The 25,133-nt window shown below is 71.4% G+C and carries 15 protein-coding genes; 4 read left to right on the top strand and 11 right to left on the bottom strand.

The features are described 5' to 3' along the window. Window positions 1-57: 57 nt before the first annotated feature. Complete coding sequence (nrdR, locus tag ABZ471_RS15600) at window positions 58-609, bottom strand: transcriptional regulator NrdR (RefSeq protein ID WP_359066602.1); 552 nt, start codon at window positions 607-609, stop codon at window positions 58-60. A 563-nt stretch (window positions 610-1,172) separates the two neighbouring features. Between nrdR and lexA the strand changes: the two genes are divergently transcribed. Then, entirely contained in the window at window positions 1,173-1,952 is a 780-nt protein-coding gene (lexA, locus tag ABZ471_RS15595) for a transcriptional repressor LexA (RefSeq protein WP_030750750.1), read from the top strand. A gap of 174 nt (window positions 1,953-2,126) precedes the next feature. Here lexA and ABZ471_RS15590 read toward each other — a convergent pair whose 3' ends face one another. From ABZ471_RS15590 to ABZ471_RS15560, 7 genes are all read right to left on the bottom strand, one after another. Further along, window positions 2,127-4,100: an ATP-dependent DNA helicase gene (locus ABZ471_RS15590; protein ID WP_359066599.1), complete on the bottom strand. Its 1,974-nt coding sequence runs from the start codon at window positions 4,098-4,100 to the stop codon at window positions 2,127-2,129. 246 nt (window positions 4,101-4,346) lie between these two features. Then, window positions 4,347-5,195, bottom strand: coding sequence for a GNAT family N-acetyltransferase (locus ABZ471_RS15585; protein ID WP_359066597.1), 849 nt, complete (start codon window positions 5,193-5,195; stop codon window positions 4,347-4,349). Between the two features lie 68 nt (window positions 5,196-5,263). Beyond that, window positions 5,264-7,117 (bottom strand): IucA/IucC family protein, encoded by a 1,854-nt coding sequence (locus tag ABZ471_RS15580; RefSeq protein ID WP_359066733.1) that lies wholly within the window; start codon window positions 7,115-7,117, stop codon window positions 5,264-5,266. A 363-nt stretch (window positions 7,118-7,480) separates the two neighbouring features. Beyond that, window positions 7,481-8,935: a diaminobutyrate--2-oxoglutarate transaminase family protein gene (locus ABZ471_RS15575; protein ID WP_359066731.1), complete on the bottom strand. Its 1,455-nt coding sequence runs from the start codon at window positions 8,933-8,935 to the stop codon at window positions 7,481-7,483. A 157-nt stretch (window positions 8,936-9,092) separates the two neighbouring features. Beyond that, window positions 9,093-11,681 (bottom strand): class III lanthionine synthetase LanKC, encoded by a 2,589-nt coding sequence (gene lanKC / locus ABZ471_RS15570; RefSeq protein ID WP_359066595.1) that lies wholly within the window; start codon window positions 11,679-11,681, stop codon window positions 9,093-9,095. Window positions 11,682-12,123: 442 nt separating this feature from the next. Beyond that, a complete protein-coding gene (gene lanKC / locus ABZ471_RS15565; RefSeq protein WP_359066593.1) occupies window positions 12,124-14,712 on the bottom strand; it encodes a class III lanthionine synthetase LanKC in 2,589 nt (862 codons plus the stop codon). A gap of 25 nt (window positions 14,713-14,737) precedes the next feature. Continuing rightward, window positions 14,738-15,874, bottom strand: a complete 1,137-nt coding sequence (locus ABZ471_RS15560) for a radical SAM protein (protein ID WP_359066591.1) — start codon at window positions 15,872-15,874, stop codon at window positions 14,738-14,740. A gap of 242 nt (window positions 15,875-16,116) precedes the next feature. Between ABZ471_RS15560 and ABZ471_RS15555 the strand changes: the two genes are divergently transcribed. From ABZ471_RS15555 to ABZ471_RS15545, 3 genes are all read left to right on the top strand, one after another. Continuing rightward, the gene (locus ABZ471_RS15555; RefSeq protein ID WP_359066589.1) at window positions 16,117-16,908 is read left to right on the top strand and encodes a helix-turn-helix domain-containing protein; all 792 of its coding nucleotides are present in this window, start codon (window positions 16,117-16,119) and stop codon (window positions 16,906-16,908) included. A gap of 160 nt (window positions 16,909-17,068) precedes the next feature. Next, window positions 17,069-18,295 (top strand): hypothetical protein, encoded by a 1,227-nt coding sequence (locus ABZ471_RS15550; RefSeq protein WP_359066587.1) that lies wholly within the window; start codon window positions 17,069-17,071, stop codon window positions 18,293-18,295. A gap of 134 nt (window positions 18,296-18,429) precedes the next feature. Then, on the top strand, window positions 18,430-19,623 hold the full coding sequence (locus ABZ471_RS15545) for a hypothetical protein (protein WP_359066585.1): 1,194 nt from the start codon (window positions 18,430-18,432) through the stop codon (window positions 19,621-19,623). Between the two features lie 80 nt (window positions 19,624-19,703). Here ABZ471_RS15545 and hflX read toward each other — a convergent pair whose 3' ends face one another. The 3 genes from hflX to ABZ471_RS15530 all read right to left on the bottom strand — a co-directional run bounded on the left by hflX (window position 19,704) and on the right by ABZ471_RS15530 (window position 25,133). Then, a complete protein-coding gene (gene hflX / locus ABZ471_RS15540) occupies window positions 19,704-21,197 on the bottom strand; it encodes a GTPase HflX (protein ID WP_359066583.1) in 1,494 nt (497 codons plus the stop codon). A gap of 160 nt (window positions 21,198-21,357) precedes the next feature. Then, window positions 21,358-22,860, bottom strand: a complete 1,503-nt coding sequence (locus tag ABZ471_RS15535) for a M1 family metallopeptidase (protein ID WP_359066581.1) — start codon at window positions 22,858-22,860, stop codon at window positions 21,358-21,360. A gap of 98 nt (window positions 22,861-22,958) precedes the next feature. Further along, window positions 22,959-25,133 carry an HD domain-containing protein gene (locus ABZ471_RS15530; RefSeq protein WP_359066579.1) on the bottom strand — a complete coding sequence of 725 codons (2,175 nt, stop codon included), beginning with the start codon at window positions 25,131-25,133 and terminating at the stop codon, window positions 22,959-22,961.

Raw genomic sequence — 25,133 nt, 5'->3', positions numbered from 1 at the left:
TCTTAGGTCGCCGCCGCCCGGCCGGACCCCGGGACTCCGTCCGGTTCCGGCCGCAGGTCAGTCGGCGGCGTGGGCGGGCACGGTGACCTGTGTGGTCCCTCCGCGCCCGCGATCGTCTTCCTTGCTCCCCGCTCCCGCGTCTTCGTCGTCCGCGGCGGGGCCTCGCGTCGCCTCCCTCAGCTCCGCGATGGCGGCCTCGAAGTCCTCGAGCGAGTCGAACGCCCGGTAGACGGAGGCGAATCGCAGATAGGCGACAAGGTCGAGCTCCTGCAACGGGCCGAGTATGGCCAGACCCACGTCATGGGTGGTCAGCTCGGCGCTCCCGGTGGCCCGCACCGCCTCCTCGACCCGCTGGCCGAGCTGGGCGAGTGCGTCCTCGGTGACGGGTCGTCCCTGGCATGCCTTGCGCACGCCGTTGATGACCTTGGTACGGCTGAACGGCTCGGTGACTCCGGACCGCTTGACCACCATGAGCGAGCACGTCTCCACGGTCGTGAAACGACGGGAGCAGTCAGGGCACTGGCGGCGCCTGCGGATCGACGTGCCGTCGTCGGTCGTACGACTGTCGACCACACGGCTGTCGGGGTGCCTGCAGAAGGGGCAGTGCATGATCTCCAACCCTCCTCACAGCAGACTAAACAGCCCCAAGAGACCTCAGGAGTCCCTCGAAGCAGCCCCAAGCATAGGCGATCGCGGAGCCGTCTCGGACCGGGGGGACCACAACTTGTGGGCTGCTGTAGCAATCCAACCACTAGATGTGGGGATTGGCTGATACACCGACAGCTCGCGCGTGTCGCAGCCGTACACCTCCACACGGCTGAGTCACCCTGCCACCTGTGGAAACACGCGCGCGCGGACGTACCGCGAGAACACTTACGGAGATACCGTGGGCGCCGCACGGAGGACGGGTGCGACTCCGGCACAGAAGGGGTCCGGATCCCGGTTGACGGGGTTCCGGATGGCAGACTGGGGATGCAACCCACGAGGTGATCCACCCCGGCGGTGAAGCGTACACAATGGGTGCTTTTGTCTGCCAAGGGTCGCGTTAGCCATACACCCGGACACATGACCGCGTCACGTGAATCGCACTTTTTCACTCGAACGTGTGTTTGGCGCAACCTTTCGAAAGCAACTACCGTTGTCCAGCAGGGAGACCATCGAGAGGGGCCGACGTGACCACCACCGCAGACAGTGCCACCATCACTGCCCAGGACCGCTCCCAGGGCCGAGTCGAGCCGGTACATGCGATGAACGAAGCCACGAATCCCGAGGGACACAAGCGCTCCCTGCCGGGCCGACCTCCAGGCATCCGGGCGGACAGCTCCGGACTCACCGACCGGCAGCGCCGGGTGATCGAGGTCATCAGGGACTCCGTGCAGCGGCGCGGTTACCCGCCGTCGATGCGCGAGATCGGCCAGGCCGTCGGTCTCTCCAGCACGTCCTCGGTCGCCCACCAGCTGATGGCGCTGGAGCGCAAGGGCTTCCTGCGCCGTGACCCGCACCGCCCGCGCGCCTACGAGGTGCGCGGATCCGACCAGGCCGTGACCGTGCAGCCCACGGACACCGCGGGCAAGCCTGCAGCGTCGTACGTCCCGCTGGTCGGCCGTATCGCTGCCGGTGGCCCGATCCTCGCGGAGGAGTCGGTCGAGGACGTGTTCCCCCTCCCCCGGCAGCTCGTCGGCGACGGCGAACTGTTCGTCCTCAAGGTCGTCGGCGACTCCATGATCGAGGCCGCGATCTGCGACGGCGACTGGGTCACCGTCCGCCGTCAGCCGGTCGCCGAGAACGGCGACATCGTGGCGGCCATGCTCGACGGGGAAGCCACCGTCAAGCGCTTCAAGCGCGAGGACGGCCATGTCTGGCTCCTCCCGCACAACGCGGCCTACGAGCCGATCCCCGGTGACGACGCGACCATCCTGGGCAAGGTCGTCGCCGTGCTGCGGCGCGTGTGACGGCTGCGGCAGGCGGGCCGGACGGCCTGCCTCCTGACCGGGCCCCGGGACCCCTGCGCCGGTTCCGGGGCCCTGTGCGTTCGGCTCCACCCGGAGCCGTCGTCCCATCCGCCTGGGTCGTCGGGCTGCCCGCGGCCGAACCGCAGGCAGCCCGACGGGCCAGGTAGGAAGGGACTACTCTTCCGCCTGCTTCGCGGCCGCGTCGATCGCCGCGAGCGACCTGCGCACCTGGTTACGGTCCGTGGTGTACCAGAAGTCGGGCAGCGACGTCTTGAGGTATCCGCCGTACCGCGCGGTGGCGAGCCGCTGATCCAGCACCGCGACCACACCGCGGTCCCCGGAAGCCCGTACGAGACGACCGGCGCCCTGGGCCATGAGCAGGGCCGCGTGGGTCGCGGCCACCGCCATGAAGCCGTTGCCACCCGCGTCCTCCACCGACTTCTGGCGGGCGCTCATCAGCGGGTCGTCGGGGCGCGGGAACGGGATCTTGTCCATGACGACCAGCTGACAGCTGGGTCCCGGGACGTCGACGCCCTGCCACAGCGACAGCGTGCCGAAGAGGCAGGTCTTGGGGTCGGTCGCGAAGTTCTTGATCAGCTCGCCGAGCGTCTCCTCGCCCTGGAGCAGGATCGGGAACTCGGGGATCCGCGAGCGCAGCTCCTCCGCAGCGAGCTGGGCGGCCCGCATCGACGAGAACAGTCCGAGGGTGCGGCCGCCGGCCGCCTGGATCAACTCGGTCAGTTCGTCGAGCATGTCGGTTCGCTCGCCGTCCCGCGCCGGGCGTGCGAGATGCTTGGCGACGTACAGGATGCCCTGCTTGCGGTAGTCGAAGGGCGAGCCGACGTCGACGCCCTTCCACTGCGGCAGGTCATCACCCTCCATCCCCTCGGGTCCCAGCCCCAGGGAGGCGCCGACGCCGTTGAAGTCACCGCCCAGCCTGAGGGTCGCCGAGGTGAGGACGACACTGCGGTCGGCGAAGAGCTTCTCCCTGAGCAGCCCGGAGACCGACATGGGGGCGACACACAGAGAGGCGCCGAAACGGTCGTGGCGCTCGTACCAGACGACGTCCCACTCCGAGCCGTTCAGGACCCGCTCGGCCACGTCGTGCACCGTCTCCACCGAGGCCAGCGCCTGCTTGCGGACCGCGTCCTCGTCCTGGACGGACTTGTCGCGGGTCGTGCCGATCGCGGAGATGACCGTACGGGCGGCGTCGCGCAGCGCCATCAAGGCATAGCCGAGGTCTTCCGGGATCTCCTCCAGACGGCCCGGCAGCGCCAGCTCCATGATCCGCTCGAAGCCCTCGGCGGCGGTCTGGAGCTGGTCGGCGGCCTTCTCGTTGACGAGCTTGGCGGCCCGGCGCACGGCACGGTTGACCTGGCCGGGCGTGAGTTCGCCGGTGGCGACGCCGGTGACGCGGGAGACCAGTTCGTGCGCCTCGTCCACGATCAGCACCTCGTGCTGCGGCAGCACCGGAGCGCCCTCGATCGCGTCGATGGCCAGCAGTGCGTGGTTCGTGACGACGACCTCGGCCAGCTTGGCGCGTTCGCGGGCCATCTCGGCAAAGCATTCGGCGCCGTAGGCACACTTCGACGCGCCGAGGCACTCCCGCGAGGACACCGACACCTGCGACCAGGCACGGTCGGAGACACCCGGCGTGAGGTCGTCGCGGTCGCCGGTCTCGGTCTCGTCCGCCCACTCGCGCATGCGCAGCAGGTCCTGGCCCAGCTTGCTGGTGGGCGCGGCGGCCTCGAACTGGTCGAAGAGTCCGTCCTCCTCGTCCTGTGGCATGCCCTCGTGCAGGCGGTGCAGACACAGGTAGTTCGACCTGCCCTTGAGCATGGCGAACTCTGGGCGCCGGCGCAGCAGCGGGTGGAGGGCGTCGACCGTGCGGGGCAGGTCGCGTTCCACGAGCTGGCGTTGCAGCGCGAGCGTGGCCGTAGCGACGACCACACGCTCCCCGTGCGCAAGGGCGGGCACTAGATAGCCCAGCGACTTTCCGGTGCCGGTGCCGGCCTGGACCAGCAGGTGGGATCCGTCGTCGATCGCCTCGGCGACCGATTCGGCCATGGTCACCTGGCCGGGGCGCTCCGTGCCGCCGACGGCTGCGACAGCGGCATGCAGGAGTTCGGGGAGTGAGGGCTTCGTCATAGCCCGACCACCCTACGGCCCGGCACTGACAAACGGGTGATCAAGGCGGGGGCGGGGGGTGGGATCACTGCCGGGACTCCAGGGACGGGACGGGGTGGCTGGGACGGCCAGGGTGGTTGAGACGGGACGGGTGGCTGGGACGGCTGGGTAGCGGGATCGCTTGGGTCTGCGGAAATCCGTCCCCCGCGATTGGGAACTGGATCGACCCGAGCGGCGTTCCACATGTAACCGCGCCGTCACACGGCGCTACATCAGACCGCGCAGGACCCGGTCCCGGATCATGAGGGCGGCCCGCTTGTCGGGCAGGTCGACCTCTGCCGCGAACCGAAAGCCGGCGCTCAGGAAGGCGGCTACGGAGGGGGTGTTGCCGAGATCGGGTTCGGCGACGACACGAGCGCAGGCGGGGCGGCGGTCGAGGACCAGATCGGCTACGGCTCTGAGCAGGGCGGATCCCAGTCCCCGCCCTCGGTCGGCGGCACTACCGACAAGGAGGTGGATCCCCGTGTCATGCGGACGGGCCGGATAGTGGCGGGCCAGCGGATCCAGGTCCGCCCGGTAGATCTCCCAGTAGCTCATGGGAGTACCGTCCAGCACGCCGAGACACGGCACGCTGCGTCCGTCGCCGTCGAGCTGAGCGCGCAGATGACTCTCCGTTTCGCTGTGGGACCCGGCCAGCTCCCAGAAGGCGGCGACAGCGGGGTCCTTCATCCAGTGCTGGACGAGCGACAGGTCCTGCTCGACGCTTACCGGCACCAACTGGAACCGGCCCACGGGTGTGCCGGTCGGCCCCCAGGCGGGGACGTGGTCGAGCAGGTCGTCCATGGACTGAGCGAGACCCTCCGTGCCCCGGTCGAGTCGCATGGTGACCCCGGCGAATCCCTGCCCTGTCTCCCCACCGCCGCTCTCCACGTCGACTGTCCCCTCGGCGAAAAGGGTGACGAACTCGTCGGGCAGACGCAGGTCCAGGGTGTCCTCGCCGTCCCCGAAGGTCGCGGTGTCCCCGGCGTCCCGGGTGTCCTCGATGCGTCGGGGGCCCGAGCAGCCGGGGTGGACGGGGACGGAGCCGGGGCCGGCGCTCGCGTCGGTGGGAGGCACGGTGCGCTCCTCTCAGGAGACGAAGGGGGTCATGGTCCTCGGAGACGAAGGAAGAGAGTGCGGTTCGTTCAGCAGTGAAGGGGGTTGGCGATGGTGACGTAGACGGACTGTGTGTCGACCGGGCCGACGAGTTCGTCGAGGCCGTGCAGCCGGGTCAGCAGGTTGGCCTTGCAGCGCAGGACGGGTGAGTCGAGCAGGACCCTGGGCAGCGAGGAGCGCAGGGCGACGGGCGCCGAGGAGACCTCGGTGAGGAAACCGCGGAAGGCCGCGAGGAGCAGTCGCTCGTCGGCGAGGTGCTGGGAGCCGAAGGCGCCGATCAGGCCGAGCACGTTGTTGATGGCGAGGTAGTAGCCGAAGCGTTCGTCGGTGACCTCGTCGGAGACGAACGTGTCGCTGTGCTCGCCGATGCCGGGCAGCCGCGCGTCGAGTTCGGCTCGCCGGGACTCGCGGAAGTAGTAGCCCTGGTTGTCGCGGTAGCGGCCGCCGGCGGGCCAGCCGTCACGGTCGAGCAGAAGCAGCGTGTTCTGCTGGTGGGCCTCGAGGGCGATTCCGGCCTCGCTGTCCAGCCACAGCAGGGGGCGGACGACCTGTTCTAGGTAGCGCAGGAACCACTCCGCGGCGACGGCTCCGACAGGCCGGCCGGTGCGGGCGGCAAGCTGTGCGACGAGCTGGGCCAGACGGGAACGATGGGGCGAGGCGCCGGGAAACGGCCAGGCATCGGTGCCCGGTTCGGCGAGCGGGCGAGGCGCGACGAGACCAGCGACGCAGCTGACGTCGTCGGCCGGGGCGAACGGGTTGTGCCTGATCACGGTGTCCAGGCCAGGCACGGGCCGGCCGTCCGGGTCGTCGACGGCGAGCCAGGCGGGGTCGCGGACGATGTCGAAGCCGGGGTGTACGGCCTGCCACTGCTTGAACAGGCCGCTGCGCAGCAACCGGTGCACCTCGACTCCGCGATGGAGTTCCTTGCGCAGGTTCTCGCGGCGGGAGTTGGTGATGCGCAGGCCCAACGACAGCTTGAGCATCGCGGGGGCGCCGGGCCGGTGGACGGTACGTACGGAGGAGGTGGGGTGCCAGGGAGAGCCGAGCGGGCCGAGGTCGCGGAGGGCTCCGCAGTCGAGCAGGGCGGCGACCGTCTCGCGGTGCCGGACCTCACGTGCCTGCCAGGGATGCAGGGGCAGGGCTGCGTATCCGTCGGGCAGGGGCAGGGAGGTGTCGGCGAGTCGTTGGGTGAGGTGGTCCGCGGGGACGGGACGGCCGCGCTCGGTCCAGGCCGAGTCGGTCGCGAGCAGAGAGGGGGCGACAGCCATCCAGTGGAGGGGGAAGGAGCCGCGCAACTCTGGTGAGTACAGACGGGCTTCGGCCTCGGTGAGGCCCTCTCGGCTCTTGGGTGTCGGGTGCAGGGGGTGTCCGAGGAGGAGGGCCTGCTCGGCGCTGAGGAAGAGGTCGGGGCCGTCGGCCGGGTGTGCGCGCCGGTCGTGGATGAAGGTCGCGGTGCGCCGCACGGAGTCGGCCACCCTGGCGACGAGGTCGCAGCCGTCGCCGGCGGGCGTGGGCTCCTGGGTACCGGTGGTGTCGACCGCGCTGCCGGGCGTCTCCCTGGCGAGCAGGGCCGCGAGGGTGACCGCGTCGACGGGCGGGACTGTTGCGGGGGCGCCGGCGAGACGGGGTGGCCCGAAGCGGTGCCAGCCCGACGGGGACCAGTGGCGGACCGGTGTGATCAGAGCGGTGGCGCTGGCGGGCAGCGGAATGCGGAGGGTGCCGGAGGAGGGGGCGGCGAGGTTCGTCTCCCGTACCCAGCAGCGGAGGAGGTTCTCCACGGCGGCCGTCCGGGCGGCGGTGTGCGGGTCGGGGTCGTCCAGCGGGTCGGTGCCGGGGGCTCCTGGTCGGGTGGTGTCCGGGGTTCGCCTCTTCTGCTGGGGCACCGACTCCGCGAGCGGCACGGAAGCGGGCTGGGCGCCAGAGTCTCCCTGGTCGTCGGGGCTGCCGGAACGGCCGTCGGGTGTGGGGGTGGCGTTCAAGGCGGCTCCTTGGGGGGCTGGGGTGCTGCGGTCTTCGTCCGGTCGTCCGCTCGGTCGTTCTCGTCCTGTCGTCGATGGGGCGTCCTGGTCGCGGCGGAGGACCCGTGTCGGGCGGGAGGGGCGAGCACGGTCGGGCTGTCTGCAGGTTGGTGCAGGGACGACGGTTTTGGACGGGAAGTCCTGGACGGAGGTGCAGTGGTGAGGGGATGGGCTGCGGGTCGTGGGGTGCTCGCCGGCATCGGCGGTGGGGCCGCCTGTGTGCGGGGTCTAGCCGGTGCTCTGGGCAGGGCCGTCGTGCTGTCGTTGTCTGCGGCCGCTGTCCTCCTGGTGGCGGGCCGCCGCTGCCACCGCGTCGGCCAGGCGGTCCATGACGGCCGCCGCCTGCTCGTCGCTGATGGTCAGCGGAGGAAGGAGCCGTACGACGCTGTCATGGCGGCCGCCGAGTTCCACGATGAGGCCACGGTGGAGGCACTCCCGTTGGACGGCTGCGGCAAGTTCGGGGGCGGCGGGGCGAGGGGTGCGGGTGGCTTCCAGTCCGTTCGTCGCCGCAGGGTGATCACCGGAGGAGGGGCCTTCGTCCGGCCCTGCCTCCTGGCCCTCCGGGTCCACCAGCTCGACCCCGATCATCAGTCCGCGTCCCCGGACGTCCCCCACGCACGGGAACTCCGCCTGAAGTTCCCGAAGTCGGGACATCATCCGGGAGCCGAGAGCGGCGGCACGCTCCGCGAGGCCGTTCTCGCGGACGTGGGCGAGGGTGGCGGTGCCGGCGGCCATGGCCAGCTGGTTGCCGCGGAAGGTGCCTGCGTGGGCGCCGGGTTGCCAGACGTCGAGATCGTCGCGGTAGACGACCACGGCCAGGGGGAGGCTGCCGCCGATGGCCTTGGACAGGACCATGACGTCGGGCGTGACGCCACTGTGCCCGACGCCCCAGAACGCGCCGGTCCGGCCGACTCCGGTCTGGATCTCGTCGGCGATCAGCGGAACGGACCGGTCGGCCGTGATCTGCCGCATGCGGCGCAGCCAGTCGTCCGGCGCCGGGACCACACCGCCCTCGCCCTGGACGGGTTCGAGGATCATCCCGGCGGGCAGCGGTACGCCGGACTTGGGGTCGTCGAGGAGGGACTCGGTCCAGCGGGCGGCGAGCTCGGCACCGCGCGGGCCGCCGACGCCGAAGGGGCAGCGGTAGTCCTGCGGGTACGGCAGGCGCGCGACCCGTACGTCGCCGGCACCTCCGGAGGCGGCCAGGGCCCCGGACGTCATGCCGTGGTAGGCGCCGGTGAAGGCGAGCATGCCGGTGCGCCCGGTCGCGGCCCGGACCAGCTTGAAGGCGGCCTCGACGGCGTCGGTGCCGGCCGGTCCGCAGAACTGGACGCGGGCACGGTCGGCGAGCCCGGGCGGCAGGGTGCGGAACAGCTCGGTGATGAAGGCGTCCTTGACGGGAGTCGCCAGGTCGAGCACGGAGAGCGGGGCGCCGGAGTCGAGGACGCGGCGGATGGCTTCCAGTACGACCGGGTGGTTGTGGCCGAGGGCGAGCGTGCCGGCGCCGGAGAGGCAGTCCAGATATCGGCGGCCGTCGGCGCCTTCGATGGTCAGGCCCCGGGCTCGTACGGGCACGATGGGCAGGGCCCGTGCATAGGTGCGCGCCGCGGACTCACGCGCCGACTGGCGCCTCAGGATCCCCTCGTGCACGGCGCGCGCTCCCCCGTACGTGCCTTCAGCCATCGACTCGGTCACGGCCACGGCTCGTTGTCCTCCCAGGCTGTCCAGAGGCGATGTGATCCGCGGGGACCGGGCAGAGGCAGCAGGCCCCCCACCGCTACCAACCGCGGACGGGCCTGCGGGTTACGGGTTGCCTCGAGATCCGTGGCTCGGGTCAGGACTACGGGCCGGGCAGGAGGTGGGACAGCGGCTCGAGGGAGGAGCCGTTCGGGCGGGCCGTGCGGGCCACATGCGCCGCCAGGAGGACGCCCGCGGTTCCGGTGGCCAGGTCCATGGAGAGGTGCTGCAGGCTGTCGAGGGCGAAGGCGGTGGTGCCTTGACAGGGGACGACGTGGGGGGCGAGTCGATGCAGGTGTGCGTGGGAGCCGGAGGGGTCGTCGAGGTGGGCGAGCGTGTACGCGTGTCCCGCATGGCCGGTGAACAACCCTGGTGAGGGCAGGAGTTCGGTGTCGAGACCGGCCTGGATGCGGTCGCGGGCCGAGGCGAGAGCGGGGTGGTGCGCGTACCTGAGGTAGGTATGCAGGGCCAGGGCGATGCCCGCGCTGCCGCGTTCCAGTCCGCCGAGCCAGACACGGCCGTCCCTCACCTGGAGATGCCCCTCGGGGGAGGTGGTGCACCGGTCCAGGTCCCGGGTGAGGGCGAGCCTGGCGAGGTCGAGGTGTCTCTCGTCCGCGTCAGCGGCAGCGTCGGCGAAGAGCCGGGTGAAGAGCAGGGCCGGGCCCGACCAGCCGTGCATGAGTCCGGCTTTCCGGTCGGGCGCGGCGGACGGGCCGGTCAGGCGTCGGCCCAGCTCGTCGGCGATCCGGGCGGCCGCGTCGGCTTCGCCGAAGTGTCGCAGGACGAGGGCGATGCCGGACAGCCCGCCGAACAGGCCCGGTCCGCAGTCGTTCAGGTCGATGGTGCGGAGCGCTTCGAGGGCGGCACGGGCCTCGTCGGGCCTGCCGAGCGCCTTCAGGATCCAGGCGACGCCGGCGAGGCCGTCGTACAGGCCGGGGCGTGGGTGGCGCAGGCGGGTGACATGGGTGACCAGCCACTCGATCCACGTCTCGAACGCCGGGACGGCGGCATGGTGTCCGGTGGTGTGCAGGGTGTGCAGAACACCGGCGGCACCGAAGGCGAGGGTGCCTCCCTGGCCGTCGAACTGGCGGACGTCACCGGGAAAGAGGCGGTCCGTGCGCTGCGGTGTCGCGCTGTGCACGATGCTGTCGCGCAGGGAGTCCAGGACGAGGTCCCCTGACGCCGACGCAGCCGGGTCGGCGTCAGGGGGCGCGTCGCCGGTCGGCCAGGGCGCCGCGAGCCCCGCGGGTGCGGCGGGGGTGGTGTGGGTGGCCGCCGGTGGCGTGAGGGCCGTACGGATGCGCTCGGTGACCTCCGGCGGCAGCGGGAAGCGCTGCCGGGCCCAGGCGAGGAGGTGGGCCGCCTTGGCCGGGTCGAAACGCAGGAGCGGGGTCAGCGGGCAGAACAGCGCGAGGCCCAGGCAGCCCAGTGCGTACGTGTCGGCGGTGAAGCCGGACCGTGCCCAGGGAGCGGAGAACCCGGGCGTGGTCAGGGACACGGGGGCGGGTTCGGTGACGGCGTGAGCCGTCTCGAAGTCGATGACGCAGATGCTCCCGTCCTCGCGGAGCAGGATGTTGGCGGGTTTGAGATCGCCGAGGACGATGCCCGACGAGTGGAGCCGGGCGACGGCCTCCTCGACACGGCCGAACACCTCGAGGGCCCAGCTGGTGTACGGGCCGACGGCGAGCGGGCCCGTGGTGCCGGGCGGTGCGGTGCGGGCCGGATCTGCGGCGGGCCGAAGCAGCGGGTTGAGGCGGCCGATCGCCTCGTGCAGCGGCTCACCGTCGACGTGTTCCCGGACCAGGAAATGGTGCTCCCAATGGGTGGTCAGGGTGTGGACACGCGGGACGCAGGCAAGGTGGGCCAGGTGCTGGAGCACGTCGTGTTCGCGCCGCAGGCGCTCCACCGCGTCCTCGCCGTTGCGGTCCAGGCCCGCGTGCGGGCGGGCCTCGCGCAGGACGACCCTGCGGCCGGTGGCGCGGTCGACGGCCCGGTAGACACCGCCGCCGTTGGAGAAGTGCAGGGCCTTCTCCACCGTGTAGGGAAAGGGGTCCGCCCGGGTGGTGTCTCGTGTCGTCCTCAGGTGGTCGGCGAGGAACGAGGGCACCGGGGCCCAGTCCGGGACGGTGAAGAACGGGCGGCGCCGATCGGGCACCCGCCGGCCGTCGGGCCGCGTCATGGCCGGCACCCAGTCCCCGTCGGGCGAGAAGCAGTAGGCCGCCTCGAAGGCGCCGTACCGGACGTACAGCGGCCCTTCGCTCCAGCGCAGGTCGCTGAGGACGTACGGGCCCCGTACGTCCTTCAGGAGGACGGAGAGTTCTTCGAGCGTGCGCTGCAGGACCAGGTCGTCCTCGGGGTAGAGCGTGAGGAGCTTGCCGCCGGCGGACCGGTCTGCCTGTTTGGCGTTCCGTTGGGCCAGCAGGGCGCCGCTGCGCAGGAACTTGAAGGCGAGGAGGTGTTCGACGCAGTACGTCCACGCGGTGTCGACGGTGCGGGAGGCGTCCTCGCTCCGGGCGGACACGTGGACCTTCCAGCCCTGGGCGGGCCGGCGGTCCGACGAGGGCAGCAGGTTGATCCAGCCGCCGTGTTCGACGCGGTGCCAGCCCTGGGGGGTGGGCCGCAGGCCCGCGGGATAGCGGCTGTCGGCGTCGGCCAGGCGGTCCGGCGATTCGGTGAAGACCGGGCCGGTCATGGTGTCAGGGGGTAGAGGCAAGGCAGTGCCCTTCGGCTGTGGCGCGAACGGGTTTGTGCAGGCCGGCGCACGTGCCGGGGCCTTCAGGACGTGTCCCGCTGCGGGCCGTGAGGGGCCCGCAGCGGTCTCAGCGCCGCAGGGTGCGGCCCGGTCTCATTCCGGGCCCACTGTGCTGTGGTGGCTGTTGGCGCACGGCCAGGCAGCGGGTGCCTCCTCTTCCAGCTCCTGGAGTTCGAGGACCTCCTGCATCGACATCACCCCCTCTCCGCAACCCCGACGGGCCATGACCGGAGACGGTTCGGACGTCCCCGTGACACGGGCCTCCACGACGAGGCCCGGTCTCACTCGCCTCCGCGTGCGCTCTCGTAGCTGTTGGCGCACGGCCAGGCAGCGGGTGCCTCCTCTTCCAGCTCCTGGAGTTCGAGGACCTCCTGCATCGACATCACCTCCTCTCGGTACCGTCGACGGACCGGGTGGGCCGCGTGTCGAGGAAGGGCAGCGGATGGCGGCCCCGTTTCTCGAACGCGGAGTCGAGGGCGAGCAGTACGCCGGCCGACCCCGTCGCCAGGTCGGCCGAGAGCCTGTTCCTGCGGTAGCCGGGGAAGGCGAGCCGACCCCGGTGGCTCCGGGCGTGCCAGGCCAGGCGGCGGATCTGGGCCCGGATGACCGGCACGTCGGCGGGGTCGTCGAGCGCGGCGAGCGTGGCGATCGCCCCTGCCCGGCCGCGCAGCAGGCCGCTGTTGCGGATGTGGACGCCGGCGGCGGTACGACGCAGTGCGGTCAGCAGCGCCGCCTTCTCGGGATCGGAGCGCAGCCGGAGCTGGTCGCGCACCACGGTGGCCAGGCCGAGGCTTCCTCCGTGCAGGTACGGCAGGTTGTGCCGGCCGGCGAGGACGACCGTGCCGTCGGACAGCGTGGTGCAGCGCCCGATGTCGTGGGAGATGGCGCGCTCGGCCAGGGCGAGGAACCCCGTTCCGCTTGCCTCCTCCGTCCCCTCCGTCTCGTGGAGGTGGAGGAAGAGCAGGGCCGCACCGGTCGGGCCGTGCAGCAGGCCCCGGGGATCCGGCCGCCCGGGGCGGGCGGCCGGCGGTGCCGGTACGTACGTCCGGGCCAGCACGTCCGCCATGCGCAGCGTCTCCGTGCGGTACGCCTGGGTGCCGGTGACGCGGGCGAAGTGCAGCAGTGTCAGTGCCGCGCCCGCGAGCCCCTCCGCCAGGTCGGGGCAGTCCGGGTCGGGTGCCGGGCAGCGCTCGAGCACCTCGAGGGCGGCGTCGCGGTGGCCGAGCAGGTCGAGGATGAGGGCCACGCCGTGCAGTCCGTCGTAGAGCCCCGGCCGGGGAACGGGGGTGCGCTCGACCGCCGACCGCAACCAGTCGACGTATGCGGGCGGTACGGAGGCACCCACGCGGTGGAGGGCATACAGGACGCCTGCCGCGCCGTACCCGAAGGCGTACCCGCCCAGGGCGGCGCGTCCGGTGGGGGTGGCGGGGAACAGCCGGTCGGGGCGGTCGGGCGTGGCCATGGCGTGGATGCCGTCGACGAGGGACTGCCGCACGACGGGCCAGTCCAGCCGGTCCAGGGCAGCCACGGCGGGGTCCTCCGGCCAGGGCGGGGCGGCTTCGGGCCGGCGTGCCGTGAGGGCGGGCAGCAGCCCGGAGCCGAACCGCTTCGGCACAGGGAACAGCTCCTCCACGGCCTTCACCAGCGAGGGTGCCTTCGCCGGGCCCGACCAGGGCGCCAGACAGAACAGCTGCAGAGTCAGCCGGGCGAGCAGGTGGGCGACGGCCTCCTCGGGCCCCAGCCCGTCCGGGACGCCCGCATCACGATCGCCGGTGCCTGCCGCCCGGCTGTCGTCGGCGTCCGCCAGGGCACGGATGCCGACGAGCGCGATCCCGCCCGATGGCCGCATCACGACGTTCTCGGCATCCAGGCCGGTCAACCGCACGCCGCAGGCGAGACAGGCCCGCAGAGCCCGCTCGACCTCCTCGACGGCTCCCAGGGCCCACGCCGTGTACGCGGCCGCCTCCGGACCGGTCCGCCGGGCCACCGTGAGCGGCATGCATGCTCCGGCTGTCTCCTGCAACGACGGGCCCTCGACGTGGTCGACGGCGAGGAAGCGATGCTCTCCCCAGGTACTCAGCTGCCTGAGCGCGGGCACGCACGCCGGCCCGGCCAGCCGCGTCAGCAGTTCGCCCACCCGGTCGAGGCGGGTGACCGCGTCCTGCCCGTACCGGTCCAGCCCCGCGTGCGGACGCGCCTCCCGCAGGACGACCGGCCTGCCGGTGTGCCGTTCGGTCGCCAGGTAGGTCCCACCGCCGTTGCGCATCGCCAGCGCCCGGCTCACCTGATAGGGGAACCTGCCGCCCGTCGTGGTGTGCAGGGCGTCCTGGTCGGATTTCAGTGCCGCAGGCAGCTCCACCCAGTCCGGCAGGGCGAAGACGGCACCTCGGGTGTCGGTCACGGGGGATCCGTCGGGCCGGGCGAGTACGGTCAGCCCGTCGTCGGCCCTCCGGGGGCACGGGTGAGGGCGGGTGCTCGCGTAGCGCACATGCACGGGAGTCGTCCCATGGCGGAGCGCGGGCAGGATCCGGGGTCCCGTCGCGCCCTCGAACAGGACGGACAGCTCGGAGACGATGCCGGTCAGCTGGTCCTCGTCCTGCGGGTGAAGCATCGCCATGACGCCGCTGGTGAGCCGGTCGGCCTCCTCCGAGTTCAGCGCCTGTGCGGCGGCAGCGCTTCGTACGATCTCGAACGGCAGCGAGCGGGCCACGCCGTAGGCCCAGACGGTCTCGGCAACCGACTCCGCCCCCGGGGGAGTCGAGGAGACCTCGATCCGCCAGCCCTGCTCCGGCGGCCGCGCCCCCGGTGGCGTCCACCGCACCCACCAGCCGACCTGGGAACGCGTCCATCCGGCCGGCGGGTCGCGCCGTGCGGTGGCGAACCGGTTCCCGGCGTCCGGCAGCAGTTCCGGTAACTCGTAGAAGTCCGGGTCCGCCTGGCAGAACCGGTCGTAGTCGCGCGGCGACAACATGGCGCCCTCCCTCCCCCCAGGTCGCTCAGGCGGTGCGGTTCACGGTCCGGTGCGGCAGGGACGGCCCCAGGTGGCCGGCGAACTCGGGCGGATCGAAGCGGACCGATCGCCGGGCGATCCTCGCGCGTACGTCGTCCGAACCGAAGTGCAGGTCGAGCGTGCGCACGGCTTCGCCCCACTCCCGCCGGGTGCGGATGCCCGCCAGCACCGACAGGACGAAGGGGTCGTCCCAGCGGGCGACCGAGCGCTGCCAGACCTCGGCGGCCGGCTCGTGCAGCAGGTTGCCGACGGTCCCCTCGTAGACGGGGATGCCCCGTACCTCCCCGTCGGGTTCGAGCAGCATCAGCGGAATGCGCTCCCGGTGCGTCGGCTGGTCCGGCCGCATCATCAGATCCAGGTTGTCCAGGGTGAAGACCTGCACCGAGTCGGGCGCCAGCTCGCGCAGCCGCGCGCGGGTCCGCTCATCGGTCAGCCGGGCGGCCTGTGCCTCCTCCAGGAGTTCGTGCTCCTCGAACTCACGGCGACTGGCCAGCCCTTCGGGGACGACGGCGTTGAAGGACAGGAAGCACAGACGGGGGAACCGCGGCGCGATCTCGGTGGCGAACCGTTCCAGGTGCCCGAAGTTGGTGCGTACGACGACACAGTCCGTGCCGAACCACAGCCTCGGCCTTCCCCGGGCGGCTCGATCGGCCGCGAGTTCGTCGAGAATCCCGAGCGTCTTCATGACGCGGGCGAAGGAACCCGCCCGCCCGCGGATCCGGTCGTGCACCTCCGCGGTGGCGCCGTCGAGGCTGACCAGCACCTCGTCGAAGGTCTCCGCGACGGTCCCGATCAGTCTCCGGTTCGTCACCCACCCGCTGGTGTTGATCGACGTACGGATCCCGGCGTCCGCCAGCAGCCGCGCCGGCTCCGCGATGCGGGGTACGAGCATCGGCTCACCGCCGGAGAAGGCCACCACTCTGGGCCCCAGCGAGACGAGCGCCTCCGCGAGGCGGAGCATGTCCGCGTGCTCCAACTGCCGTGAGGGCCGTCTCCCCGACTCGGAATAGCAGTGCGAGCAGCGCAGGGGACACGCGTAGGTGAGGTCCCACACGACGACTTCGGGCCGGGGAACGCGGCGCGTGGCCGTCAGCTCCTGGGTCTCTTGTCCGGTGACACTCATGGCGGCTGCTCCTGACAGAAGGACGGTTCAGGGCGTCTGGCCGACGCAGACCATGCCTGCGGGAAGACGGTGGCACGGCCTGCGGCGGGCGGCCCAGCAACGGTCCGCTGAGCGGACCGGAGCGGCGGAGGGAAGATCTCCGTAAGTGCCGACAAGCCCAATTGACGTTCACTACAATGGAATTGACCGATATGCGGAGCTGACCACTCCGCCGGACGGACCGCAGCGACGGGGGAACAGCCATGCCCGATGGCCCTCAGCCCGCACCGGAACCAGCGCACTGCCCTCACCGTCACCGCACCGCACCCGGACGCAGCGTCCTGGAGGGCGCTTTCCTCCTCCTGGAGGAACTGGCCCGGTCCGGCGAGTCAGGACTGACCCAACTGGCCTCGCGCACCGACCTGTCCAAGGCCACCGCCCACCGGCTCCTCGACCAGCTCGTCGCGCTCGGCGCGGTCCACCGCCACGCCGGCCGTTATCGCATGGGCTCACGGGCCTTCCGCTTCGGCCAGGCGTGGCAGCCCGCTCCCCTGCTGCGGTCGGCCGCCGCCCACCCCCTGCGCGGGCTCGCCGCGGCTTGCCGGGGCAGCGTGAGCATGTCGGTGCGGGAGTCGGACGGCGTCCTCGTCGTCGGCGGCATGCACGGCGAGGCCGACGACGTCTTCCCCCTCCGCGCCGGCGTGGTCCTGCCGCCCGCCAGCGCGGCCGAGACCGTCATCAACGGCGCCCACAAGGACGAGGTGGCGTACGACTACGCAGCCGTGCGCGCCCCGCTGTGCTGTGTGGCAGCCCCCGTACGCACCCCCGCGGGAGCGATCGTCGCCGCCGTGGCCGTCGTCGTGCTCAAGGAGAACCGCCACCTGCTCCCTTCCCTGGCCGAGGCCACACGCCGCACCGCGGACCTGGTCAGCGCCAACCTCGCGCGTGTACCGGCGGCGCACCGCACACTGCACTCCCTGGCGGTGCGTCACACAGGGCGGGAGGGGGCCGATATCAGCTGTCAGACGTCGACTGCCAGGGCGGACAGCTCGTAGCGAAACCGTTGCCCTCCCGTCGGAACTCCCCCACAGCGACCGCATAGTGTGTGGTCCCGTTCTCAGCGGTCCATGAGACCGGCATGAACTCCTCATGAGTTCACGGCCGGTGCCGGGGGCCGAAGCGCCTAGTTCCTTCACAGCATGGGGAGTCACGAGCATGCGATCCATACGGCCGTCGTTCACCGTTCGCCGAGGGAGGGGTACGTCACGCAGGACCTCCCCCGTGCTGGCGACGGTCGCCCTCGTTTCGGCGCTGACCCTGACCGCCACCGCCTGCAACGGCGACGGCGACGCCGACGCCGACGGCAAGCCGACCGCCTCCGCGACGGCGGCCGGCGACGGAAAGATCCAGATCCCGGACGACATCAAGAACAAGCTCAAAGAGCACGGGATCGACATCGACAAGTGGAAGAACGGCGCCTGGAAGAACTGGAACAGGGACGACTGGCTGCGCGAGGCCAACGACTTCATCAACCCGATCATCAAGGGCCTGTGGGACCCGGGCCGCATGCGGGACGCCAACGACCCGGACAAGGGCGTCGACGACAACGACATCTCCGGTGACCAGGGTGTGACGGACCCGACGCCGGCCCCGGTGAAGGCACAGGCGGTCAAGGCGCCGTACCACACCAACGCGGCCACGTCGGGCAAGCTGCTCTTCGACTCCCCCGAGGGCCACATGGTCTGCTCGGCGACGGTCGTGGAGGACCCGGCGCACCCGGGCAAGTCCAACCTCATCTGGACGGCGGGCCACTGTGTGCACGCCGGCAAGAACGGCGGCTGGTACCGCAACATCGCCTTCGTGCCGTCGTACAACAACGCGGGCAAGTCGCTCGACCAGCTACAGGACGCCACCCGGGAGGAGATCGCACCGTACGGCGTCTGGTGGGCCGATGCGGCGAAGACGTCCCAGCAGTGGATCGACCAGGGCGGTGAGACGGGCGGCAACGGTGCCTCGTACGACTTCTCCGTGATCCATGTGACGCCGGAGCAGGGCAACGGCGGCAAGTCGCTGGAGGAGACGGTCGGCGGTGCGCTGCCGGTGAACTTCGACGCCCCGGCCGTGCCGAAGGTGCAGAGCATCACGGCCACCGGCTACCCGGCGGCACCCCCGTTCGACGGTCAGCTGGCGTACCAGTGCCAGGACAAGCCGGGACGGCTGTCGATCAACAAGCCCGACCCGACGATGTACCGGATCGGCTGCACGATGACCGGCGGCTCCTCCGGCGGCGGCTGGGTGGAGACGGGCTCGGACGGCAAGCCGGCGCTGGTGTCCAACACGTCTATCGGCCCGGTGAGTTCGGGCTGGCTGGCGGGTCCCCGTCTGGGTGATGTGGCCAAGGGCGTGTACGAGTCGGTCAGCAAGAAGTTCGCCGGGCAGTAGCGTCCGCCCGCACAGCCCGCGCACGGGCGGCGGCGAGAGGTCTCACAGGAACCTTCACCGTCTCGCCGCCGTCCGTCCCCAGTCCCACGGGCATAGTGGGGTGTCACGAAAGCTTCAACGGGGGTAATCGCACCATGTGTTCCGCACGTACGTACTCGACGCGCCGGCGTCGTACCGTCCTCGCCGCGACAGGGCTCGTCGCCGCCCTGGCGCTCACCGCCACGGCCTGCAACGGCTCCGACGACAAGGCGGGCGGCCAGGCCGGAGCCGGCGCTTCCCAGTCCGCCGCCGACGGCAAGGTCCAGATCCCGGCCGACATCGCGAACAGGCTCAAGGAGCACGGCATCGATGTCGACCAGTGGAAGAACGGCGGCTGGAAGGACTGGGACAAGGACAAGTGGCTCAGTGAGGCCAAGGACTTCGTCAACCCGGTGATCGCGGGTCTGTGGAAGCCGGAGCGGATGAAGTCCGCCAAGGAGGCCAACAAGACGCTGTCCACCAAGGACGCCGCCGCCGACCAGGGCGTCAGCGATCCGGAGCCGCAGCGCGTCGAGGCCGCCGCGGAGAAGACGCCGTACCACCAGCACGCGGCACCCGTCGGCAAGGTGTTCTTCGACTCGCCCGAGGGCCACATGGTCTGCTCCGGCACGGTGATCAAGGACGTCAACCACCCGGGCAAGTCCAACCTGGTCTGGACGGCGGGCCACTGTGTGCACGCCGGTCAGAACGGCGGCTGGTACCGCAACATCGCCTTCGTGCCGTCGTACAACGACCTCGGCAAGCCGGAGTCGGAGCTGGCGAACGCGACGACCTCCGAGATCGCTCCGTACGGCACCTGGTGGGCGGACTGGGCCTCGACCTCGAACGAGTGGATCCAGGGCGGCTCCGAGACGGGCGGTGCGGGGGCGGCGTACGACTACTCGGTGCTGCACGTGAAGCCCGAGTCCGGGGCGAAGTCTCTGGAGGAGACGGTCGGGGCGGCCCTCGACGTCGACTTCTCGGCACCGTCCGCGACCGAGGTGGCCAGCATGGGCGCCTGGGGATACCCGGCGGCGCCGCCCTACAACGGGCTGAAGATGTTCAAGTGCCTCGACCGGCCCGGCCGGCTGTCGCTGAGTTCGTCGCTGCCGACGATGTACCGGATCGGCTGCACGATGACCGGCGGCTCCTCCGGCGGCGGCTGGTTCCGGGTGGTCGGCGGCAAGACCGAGCTGGTGTCGAACACCTCCATCGGCCCGTCCGACAACACCTGGCTGGCCGGCCCGCAGCTGGGCCCGGAGGCCGAGGCGCTCTACCAGAACATGAGCAAGACCTACGGCGGCCGGTGACACGCACCGAACCGGCCCCGGCATGACGAAGGCCCGCCGCCCCGTCGGGGTGGCGGGCCTTCGTCATGCGCTGCTGAGGGTCAGGCCGCGGACGCCGGCACGTAGGGCGCCAGGTCCGCCGCGAGCTCCTCGTGCACCCGGACCTTGAGCAGGGTGCCCTCCGCGGTGTGCTCCTCGGAGATCACCTCGCCCTCGGTGTGGGCGCGGGCGACCAGCTTGCCGTGCGTGTACGGGACGAGCGCCTCGATCTCGACGGACGGCCTCGGCAGGTCGTTGTCGATCAGCGCGAGCAGTTCCTCGATGCCCTGGCCGGTGCGGGCCGAGACCGCGATGGAGCGCTTCTCGATCCGCAGCAGCCGCTGGAGCACCAGCGGGTCGGCCGCGTCCGCCTTGTTGATCACGACGATCTCGGGTACGTGCGTGGCGCCGACGTCCCGGATCACCTCGCGCACGGCGGCGAGCTGCTCCTCCGGCACCGGGTGCGAGCCGTCGACCACGTGCACGATCAGGTCGGAGTCGCCGACCTCCTCCATGGTGGAGCGGAACGCCTCGACCAGGTGGTGCGGCAGATGCCGGACGAAGCCGACGGTGTCGGCCAGGGTGTACACCCGGCCGCTCGGGGTCTCCGCGCGCCGGACGGTCGGGTCCAGGGTCGCGAACAGCGCGTTCTCGACCAGGACGCCGGCGCCCGTGAGGCGGTTGAGCAGGGAGGACTTGCCGGCATTGGTGTAACCCGCGATGGCGACGGACGGCACCTTGTTGCGCTTGCGCTCCTGGCGCTTGATCTCGCGGCCGGTCTTCATCTCCGCGATCTCCCGGCGCATCTTCGCCATCTTCTCGCGGATCCGTCGCCGGTCCGTCTCGATCTTGGTCTCACCGGGACCACGGGTGGCGAGGCCGCCGCCCTTGCCGCCGCCCATCTGGCGGGACAGCGACTGACCCCAGCCTCGCAGCCTCGGCAGCATGTACTGCATCTGCGCGAGCGCGACCTGTGCCTTGCCCTCTCGGGACTTGGCGTGCTGGGCGAAGATGTCGAGGATCAGGGCCGTACGGTCGACGACCTTGACCTTGACGACGTCCTCGAGCTGGATCAGCTGGCCCGGGCTCAGCTCACCGTCGCAGATGACGGTGTCCGCGCCCGTTTCGATGACGATGTCGCGCAGCTCCAGCGCCTTGCCGGAGCCGATGTAGGTGGCCGCGTCGGGCTTGTCACGGCGCTGGATCACGCCGTCGAGCACGAGCGCGCCCGCGGTCTCCGCGAGGGCGGCCAGCTCCGCGAGGGAGTTGTCCGCGTCCTGGGCGGTTCCCGTGGTCCACACCCCGACGAGCACGACCCGCTCCAGGCGGAGCTGCCGGTACTCGACCTCGGTGACGTCCTCCAGCTCGGTGGAGAGGCCCACCACACGGCGCAGGGCCGCGCGCTCGGAGCGGTCGAACTGCTCACCGTCCCGCTCGCCGTCGATCTCGTGGCTCCAGGCGACGTCCTCTTCCATCAGGGCATCGGCCCGAAGACCTTCGGGATAGTCGTGCGCGAAGCGCTTGGTGTCCTGGGAAGGGGAAGAAGAGGAGGTCATTGGATCCTTACGTCGATGGGAGGGCCGCTTCGGCGGTGATGACACCGCCGGTCATCAGTGACAACGCACGAGCATCCCGGGAGATTCCCGTGTCCCGTGCCGCGCCGACCTGAAAATGGTCGCACGGCACGGCCCGTCTCGTCACCGCCTTATTTCTGGCTCATTTCCGGGCCCGGCCCTTGGCGGCCTTGGGCGACGCCGTGGCCTTCCACTCCGGGTGGCCGGGCATCGGCGGGGTCTTCGCACCGTACAGCCAGTCCTGGAAGAAGCCGCTCAGGTCGCGGCCGGCGACGGCCGACGCGAGGCGGACGAAGTCGTCGGTGCCGGCGGTGGAGTCCCGGTGGTCCCGGACCCACATCCGCTCCAGGCGCTCGAACGCCGGCCGGCCGATCTCCTGGCGCAGGGCGTACAGCACCAGAGCCGCGCCGTCGTAGATGCCGGGCCGGAAGATGCTGATCTTCTGGCCGGGCGCGGGCGCCTTGGGCAGGGCGGGCGGGCCGCCGCTGTCACGCCAGCGGTCGGAGGAGCCGTAGGCGGCCTTCATGCGATCCTCCAGGGGCTTGTTCTCCTTCTCGTCCGCGTAGAGGGCCTCGTACCAGGTGGCGTGCCCCTCGTTCAGCCAGACGTCGGACCAGGTGCGGGGGCTGACGCTGTCGCCGAACCACTGGTGGGACAGCTCGTGCACCATGATCGACTCGATGTACCACTTGGGAAGGGCCGGCTCGGTGAACAGGTTCTTCTCGAAGAGCGAGAGCGTCTGCGTCTCCAGCTCGAATCCGGTGGAGGCCTGCGCCATGAGCACGCCGTACGTCTCGAACGGGAACGGGCCGACCTTGCTCTCCATCCAGGCGATCTGGTCGGGCGTCTTGGCCAGCCAGGGTTCGAGCGCCTTGCGGTCGGCGCTGGGCACGACGTCCCGGACCAGCAGTCCGTGCGGCCCCTCGCGGTGCAGGACGGTGGAGCGGCCGACGGACACCTGGGCGAGCTCGGTGGCCATGGGGTGCTGGGTGCGGTAGGTCCAGGTGGTCGTGTCGCCGTCCCGGTCCGCTCCCGCCGGCAGGCCGTTGGCGACGACGGTGTAGTCCTTCGGGGCGGTGATCCGGAAGGTGAACATCGCCTTGTCGGACGGATGGTCGTTGCTCGGGAAGACCAGGTGGGCGGCGTCGGCCTGGTTCGCCATGGCGAGGCCGTCGGAGGTGCGCACCCAGCCGCCGTCCTGGTCCTTGGCGGGAACGGGGTCGCTGGTGTGCTGCACGGTGATCCGTGTCCGGCTGCCCGCGGGCAGCGGGCTGTCGGGCGTGACGACCAGGTCCTCGCCCGCGTTGGTGAAGGCGGCGGGGCGGCCGTCGACCTGGACGGACCGGACGGTGCCGTGGGCGAAGTCGAGGTTGACGCGGTCCAGGTCGGTGGTGGTCCGGGCGATGATGGTGGTGACGGCCTGCAACGGCTTGTCGTTGCTGCCGGAATAGGTGAAGGACAGGTCGTACGACGCCACGTCGTATCCCGGGTTGCCCAGGTACGGGAAGAGCCGGTCGCCGACGCCCAAAGGCTCGGCCGGGGCCGTCGCGGCGAGGAGGCAGACGGAGACGGCGGAGGCGAGCAGGGCCGCCTTCCGGTGCCGGAGGGTCCTGAGCCTGGGCCGGGGGCGGGAGTTGAGCAGCATGCCCCACCGCTACCAGTGCGCGGGGACGCTACGGCGGCGACGCGCGCCCGGCGCACCCGAACGGGTCGGTCCCAGGGGGCCTTCCGGGCGGCGGCGCCTCAGGAGGCCGGTGCCTGGTTCTGGGCTCTGCTCACGTCGTACACCCCCGGCACGTCGCGCATCGCGCGCATGAGGGCCGGGAGGTGCGTCGCGTCGGGGAGCTGGAGGGTGTAGGTGTGGCGCACCCGCTGCTGGCTGGGCGGTTCCACGGTCGCGGAGACGATCTCGGCGCCCTCCAGGGCGATCGCCTCGGTGAGGTCGGCGAGCAGATGCGGGCGGCCGAACGATTCAGCGACCAGCGTGACCCGGCACTCGGTGGCGTCCCCCCAGCGCACGCCGATCTCCGCGCGCCCCCTGCTCTTCATGTGCGCCACCGCGGCGCACTCCACGCGGTGCACGGTCACCACTCCCCCGCGTACGGCGAAGCCGGTGATCTCGTCGGGCGGTACGGGCGTACAGCACCCGGCGAGGCGTACGGCGGCGCCGGGCCGGTCCACCAGGACCTCGGCGCCGCGGGGGCGGGCGGCAGGGGCGCCTGCGGCCTCGGCGGACCGTGCGGCCGCGCCGGGCATGCCGCTCTCCGCGCCCGCCGCGTTCCCTCTCGTGTCGTCGGTCTCGCTCTCCGTGCCTCCGCCCGGATGTGTCGCCAGCCACCGCTGGATGGCGATGCGGGCGGCCGGGGTGTGGGCGTGCTCCAGCCACTCGCGGGAGGGCTCGGAGGCCGGATCCTGGCCCATCAGGAGCTGGACCGTGTCGCCGTCCCTCAGGACCGTGCTGAGGGTCGCCAGGCGGCCGTTGACGCGGGCGCCGATGCACGCGTGGGCGTCCTCGCCGTACTGCGCGTAGGCGGCGTCCACACAGGTGGCTCCCTCGGGCAGGCCCAGGGTGCCGCCGTCGGGCCGGAAGACGGTGATCTCGCGGTCCTGGGCGAGGTCCTCGCGCAAGGTGGACCAGAAGGTGTCGGGATCGGGCGCGGCCTGCTGCCAGTCGAGGAGGCGGGAGAGCCAGCCGGGACGGGTGGGGTCGGCACGCTCGCCGTCGGCCGCCTGGGACTGCTCCTCCGAAGGAGGAGCGTAGGGATTGCCGAGCGCGACGACCCCGGCCTCGGCGACCTTGTGCATCTGGTGCGTGCGGATGAGGACTTCGGCGACCTGGCCGTCCGCGCGGGTGACGGCGGTGTGCAGCGACTGGTAGAGGTTGAATTTCGGTACGGCGATGAAGTCCTTGAACTCCGAGACGACCGGCGTCAGACAGGTGTGCAGTTCACCGAGGACGCCGTAGCAGTCCGCGTCCTCGTTCACGAGCACCAGGAGGCGGCCGAAGTCGGCGCCGCGCAGTTCGCCGCGCTTGCGGGCCACCCGGTGGACGGAGACGAAGTGGCGGGGGCGGATGAGGACTTCGGCCGGGATGTCGGCCTCGCGCAGCACCCCGCGCACCTCGTCGGCGATCTCCGCGAGGGGGTCGTCGGAGCGGGCCGCGTTCACGGCGATCAGCTCCCGGGTGTGTTCGTACTCCTCGGGGTGGAGGATGGCGAAGACGAGGTCCTCCAGTTCGGTCTTCAGGGCCTGCACACCGAGGCGTTCGGCGAGCGGGATGAGGACGTCGCGGGTGACCTTGGCGATCCGCGCCTGCTTCTCGGGGCGCATCACGCCGAGGGTGCGCATGTTGTGCAGGCGGTCGGCGAGTTTGATCGACATCACGCGCACGTCGCTGCCCGTGGCGACGAGCATCTTGCGGAAGGTCTCGGGCTCGGCGGCCGCCCCGTAGTCGACCTTCTCCAGCTTGGTGACGCCGTCGACCAGGTACCGCACCTCCTCGCCGAACTGTTCCCGCACCTGATCCAGCGTCACGTCGGTGTCCTCGACGGTGTCGTGGAGCAGAGAGGCCGTCAAGGTGGTGGTCTCCGCGCCGAGTTCGGCGAGGATCAGGGTCACGGCGAGCGGGTGCGTGATGTACGGCTCGCCGCTCTTGCGCATCTGACCGCGGTGCGAGGACTCGGCCAGGACGTAGGCGCGGCGCAGGGGTTCGAGGTCCGCGTCGGGATGGTGGGCGCGGTGCGCCTCGACGACATGGCTGATCGCGTCGGGCAGCCGGCCGCGGGCGGCCGGACCGAGCAGCGCGGCCCGGCCGAGCCTGCGCAGGTCGATCCGGGCCCGGGACTTCCTGCGGGCCGGTGCGGGCGCCGGGGGCGCTACCGGGCCAGGCGTCGCAGGGTTCGTGGCCTCCGCACTCAT

Origin of the sequence: Streptomyces sp. NPDC005728 (assembly GCF_040630895.1) — a bacterium.
GTDB lineage: Bacteria > Actinomycetota > Actinomycetes > Streptomycetales > Streptomycetaceae > Streptomyces.
The sequence above is the reverse complement of the archived record's forward strand: the minus strand, read 5'-3'. Positions and strand labels throughout refer to the sequence as shown.

Bases quoted from the DNA above. Each gene is read 5' to 3' on its own strand.
- ABZ471_RS15545 (WP_359066585.1), top strand. From the start codon at position 18,430: ATGTGTTCCGCACGTACGTACTCGACGCGCCGGCGTCGTACCGTCCTC.
- hflX (WP_359066583.1), bottom strand. From the start codon at position 21,197: ATGACCTCCTCTTCTTCCCCTTCCCAGGACACCAAGCGCTTCGCGCAC.
- ABZ471_RS15575 (WP_359066731.1), bottom strand. From the start codon at position 8,935: ATGGCTGAAGGCACGTACGGGGGAGCGCGCGCCGTGCACGAGGGGATC.
- ABZ471_RS15560 (WP_359066591.1), bottom strand. From the start codon at position 15,874: ATGAGTGTCACCGGACAAGAGACCCAGGAGCTGACGGCCACGCGCCGC.
- ABZ471_RS15555 (WP_359066589.1), top strand. From the start codon at position 16,117: ATGCCCGATGGCCCTCAGCCCGCACCGGAACCAGCGCACTGCCCTCAC.
- ABZ471_RS15550 (WP_359066587.1), top strand. From the start codon at position 17,069: ATGCGATCCATACGGCCGTCGTTCACCGTTCGCCGAGGGAGGGGTACG.
- nrdR (WP_359066602.1), bottom strand. From the start codon at position 609: ATGCACTGCCCCTTCTGCAGGCACCCCGACAGCCGTGTGGTCGACAGT.
- lanKC (WP_359066595.1), bottom strand. From the start codon at position 11,681: ATGACCGGCCCGGTCTTCACCGAATCGCCGGACCGCCTGGCCGACGCC.
- ABZ471_RS15530 (WP_359066579.1), bottom strand. From the start codon at position 25,133: ATGAGTGCGGAGGCCACGAACCCTGCGACGCCTGGCCCGGTAGCGCCC.
- ABZ471_RS15535 (WP_359066581.1), bottom strand. From the start codon at position 22,860: ATGCTGCTCAACTCCCGCCCCCGGCCCAGGCTCAGGACCCTCCGGCAC.
- lanKC (WP_359066593.1), bottom strand. From the start codon at position 14,712: ATGTTGTCGCCGCGCGACTACGACCGGTTCTGCCAGGCGGACCCGGAC.
- ABZ471_RS15590 (WP_359066599.1), bottom strand. From the start codon at position 4,100: ATGACGAAGCCCTCACTCCCCGAACTCCTGCATGCCGCTGTCGCAGCC.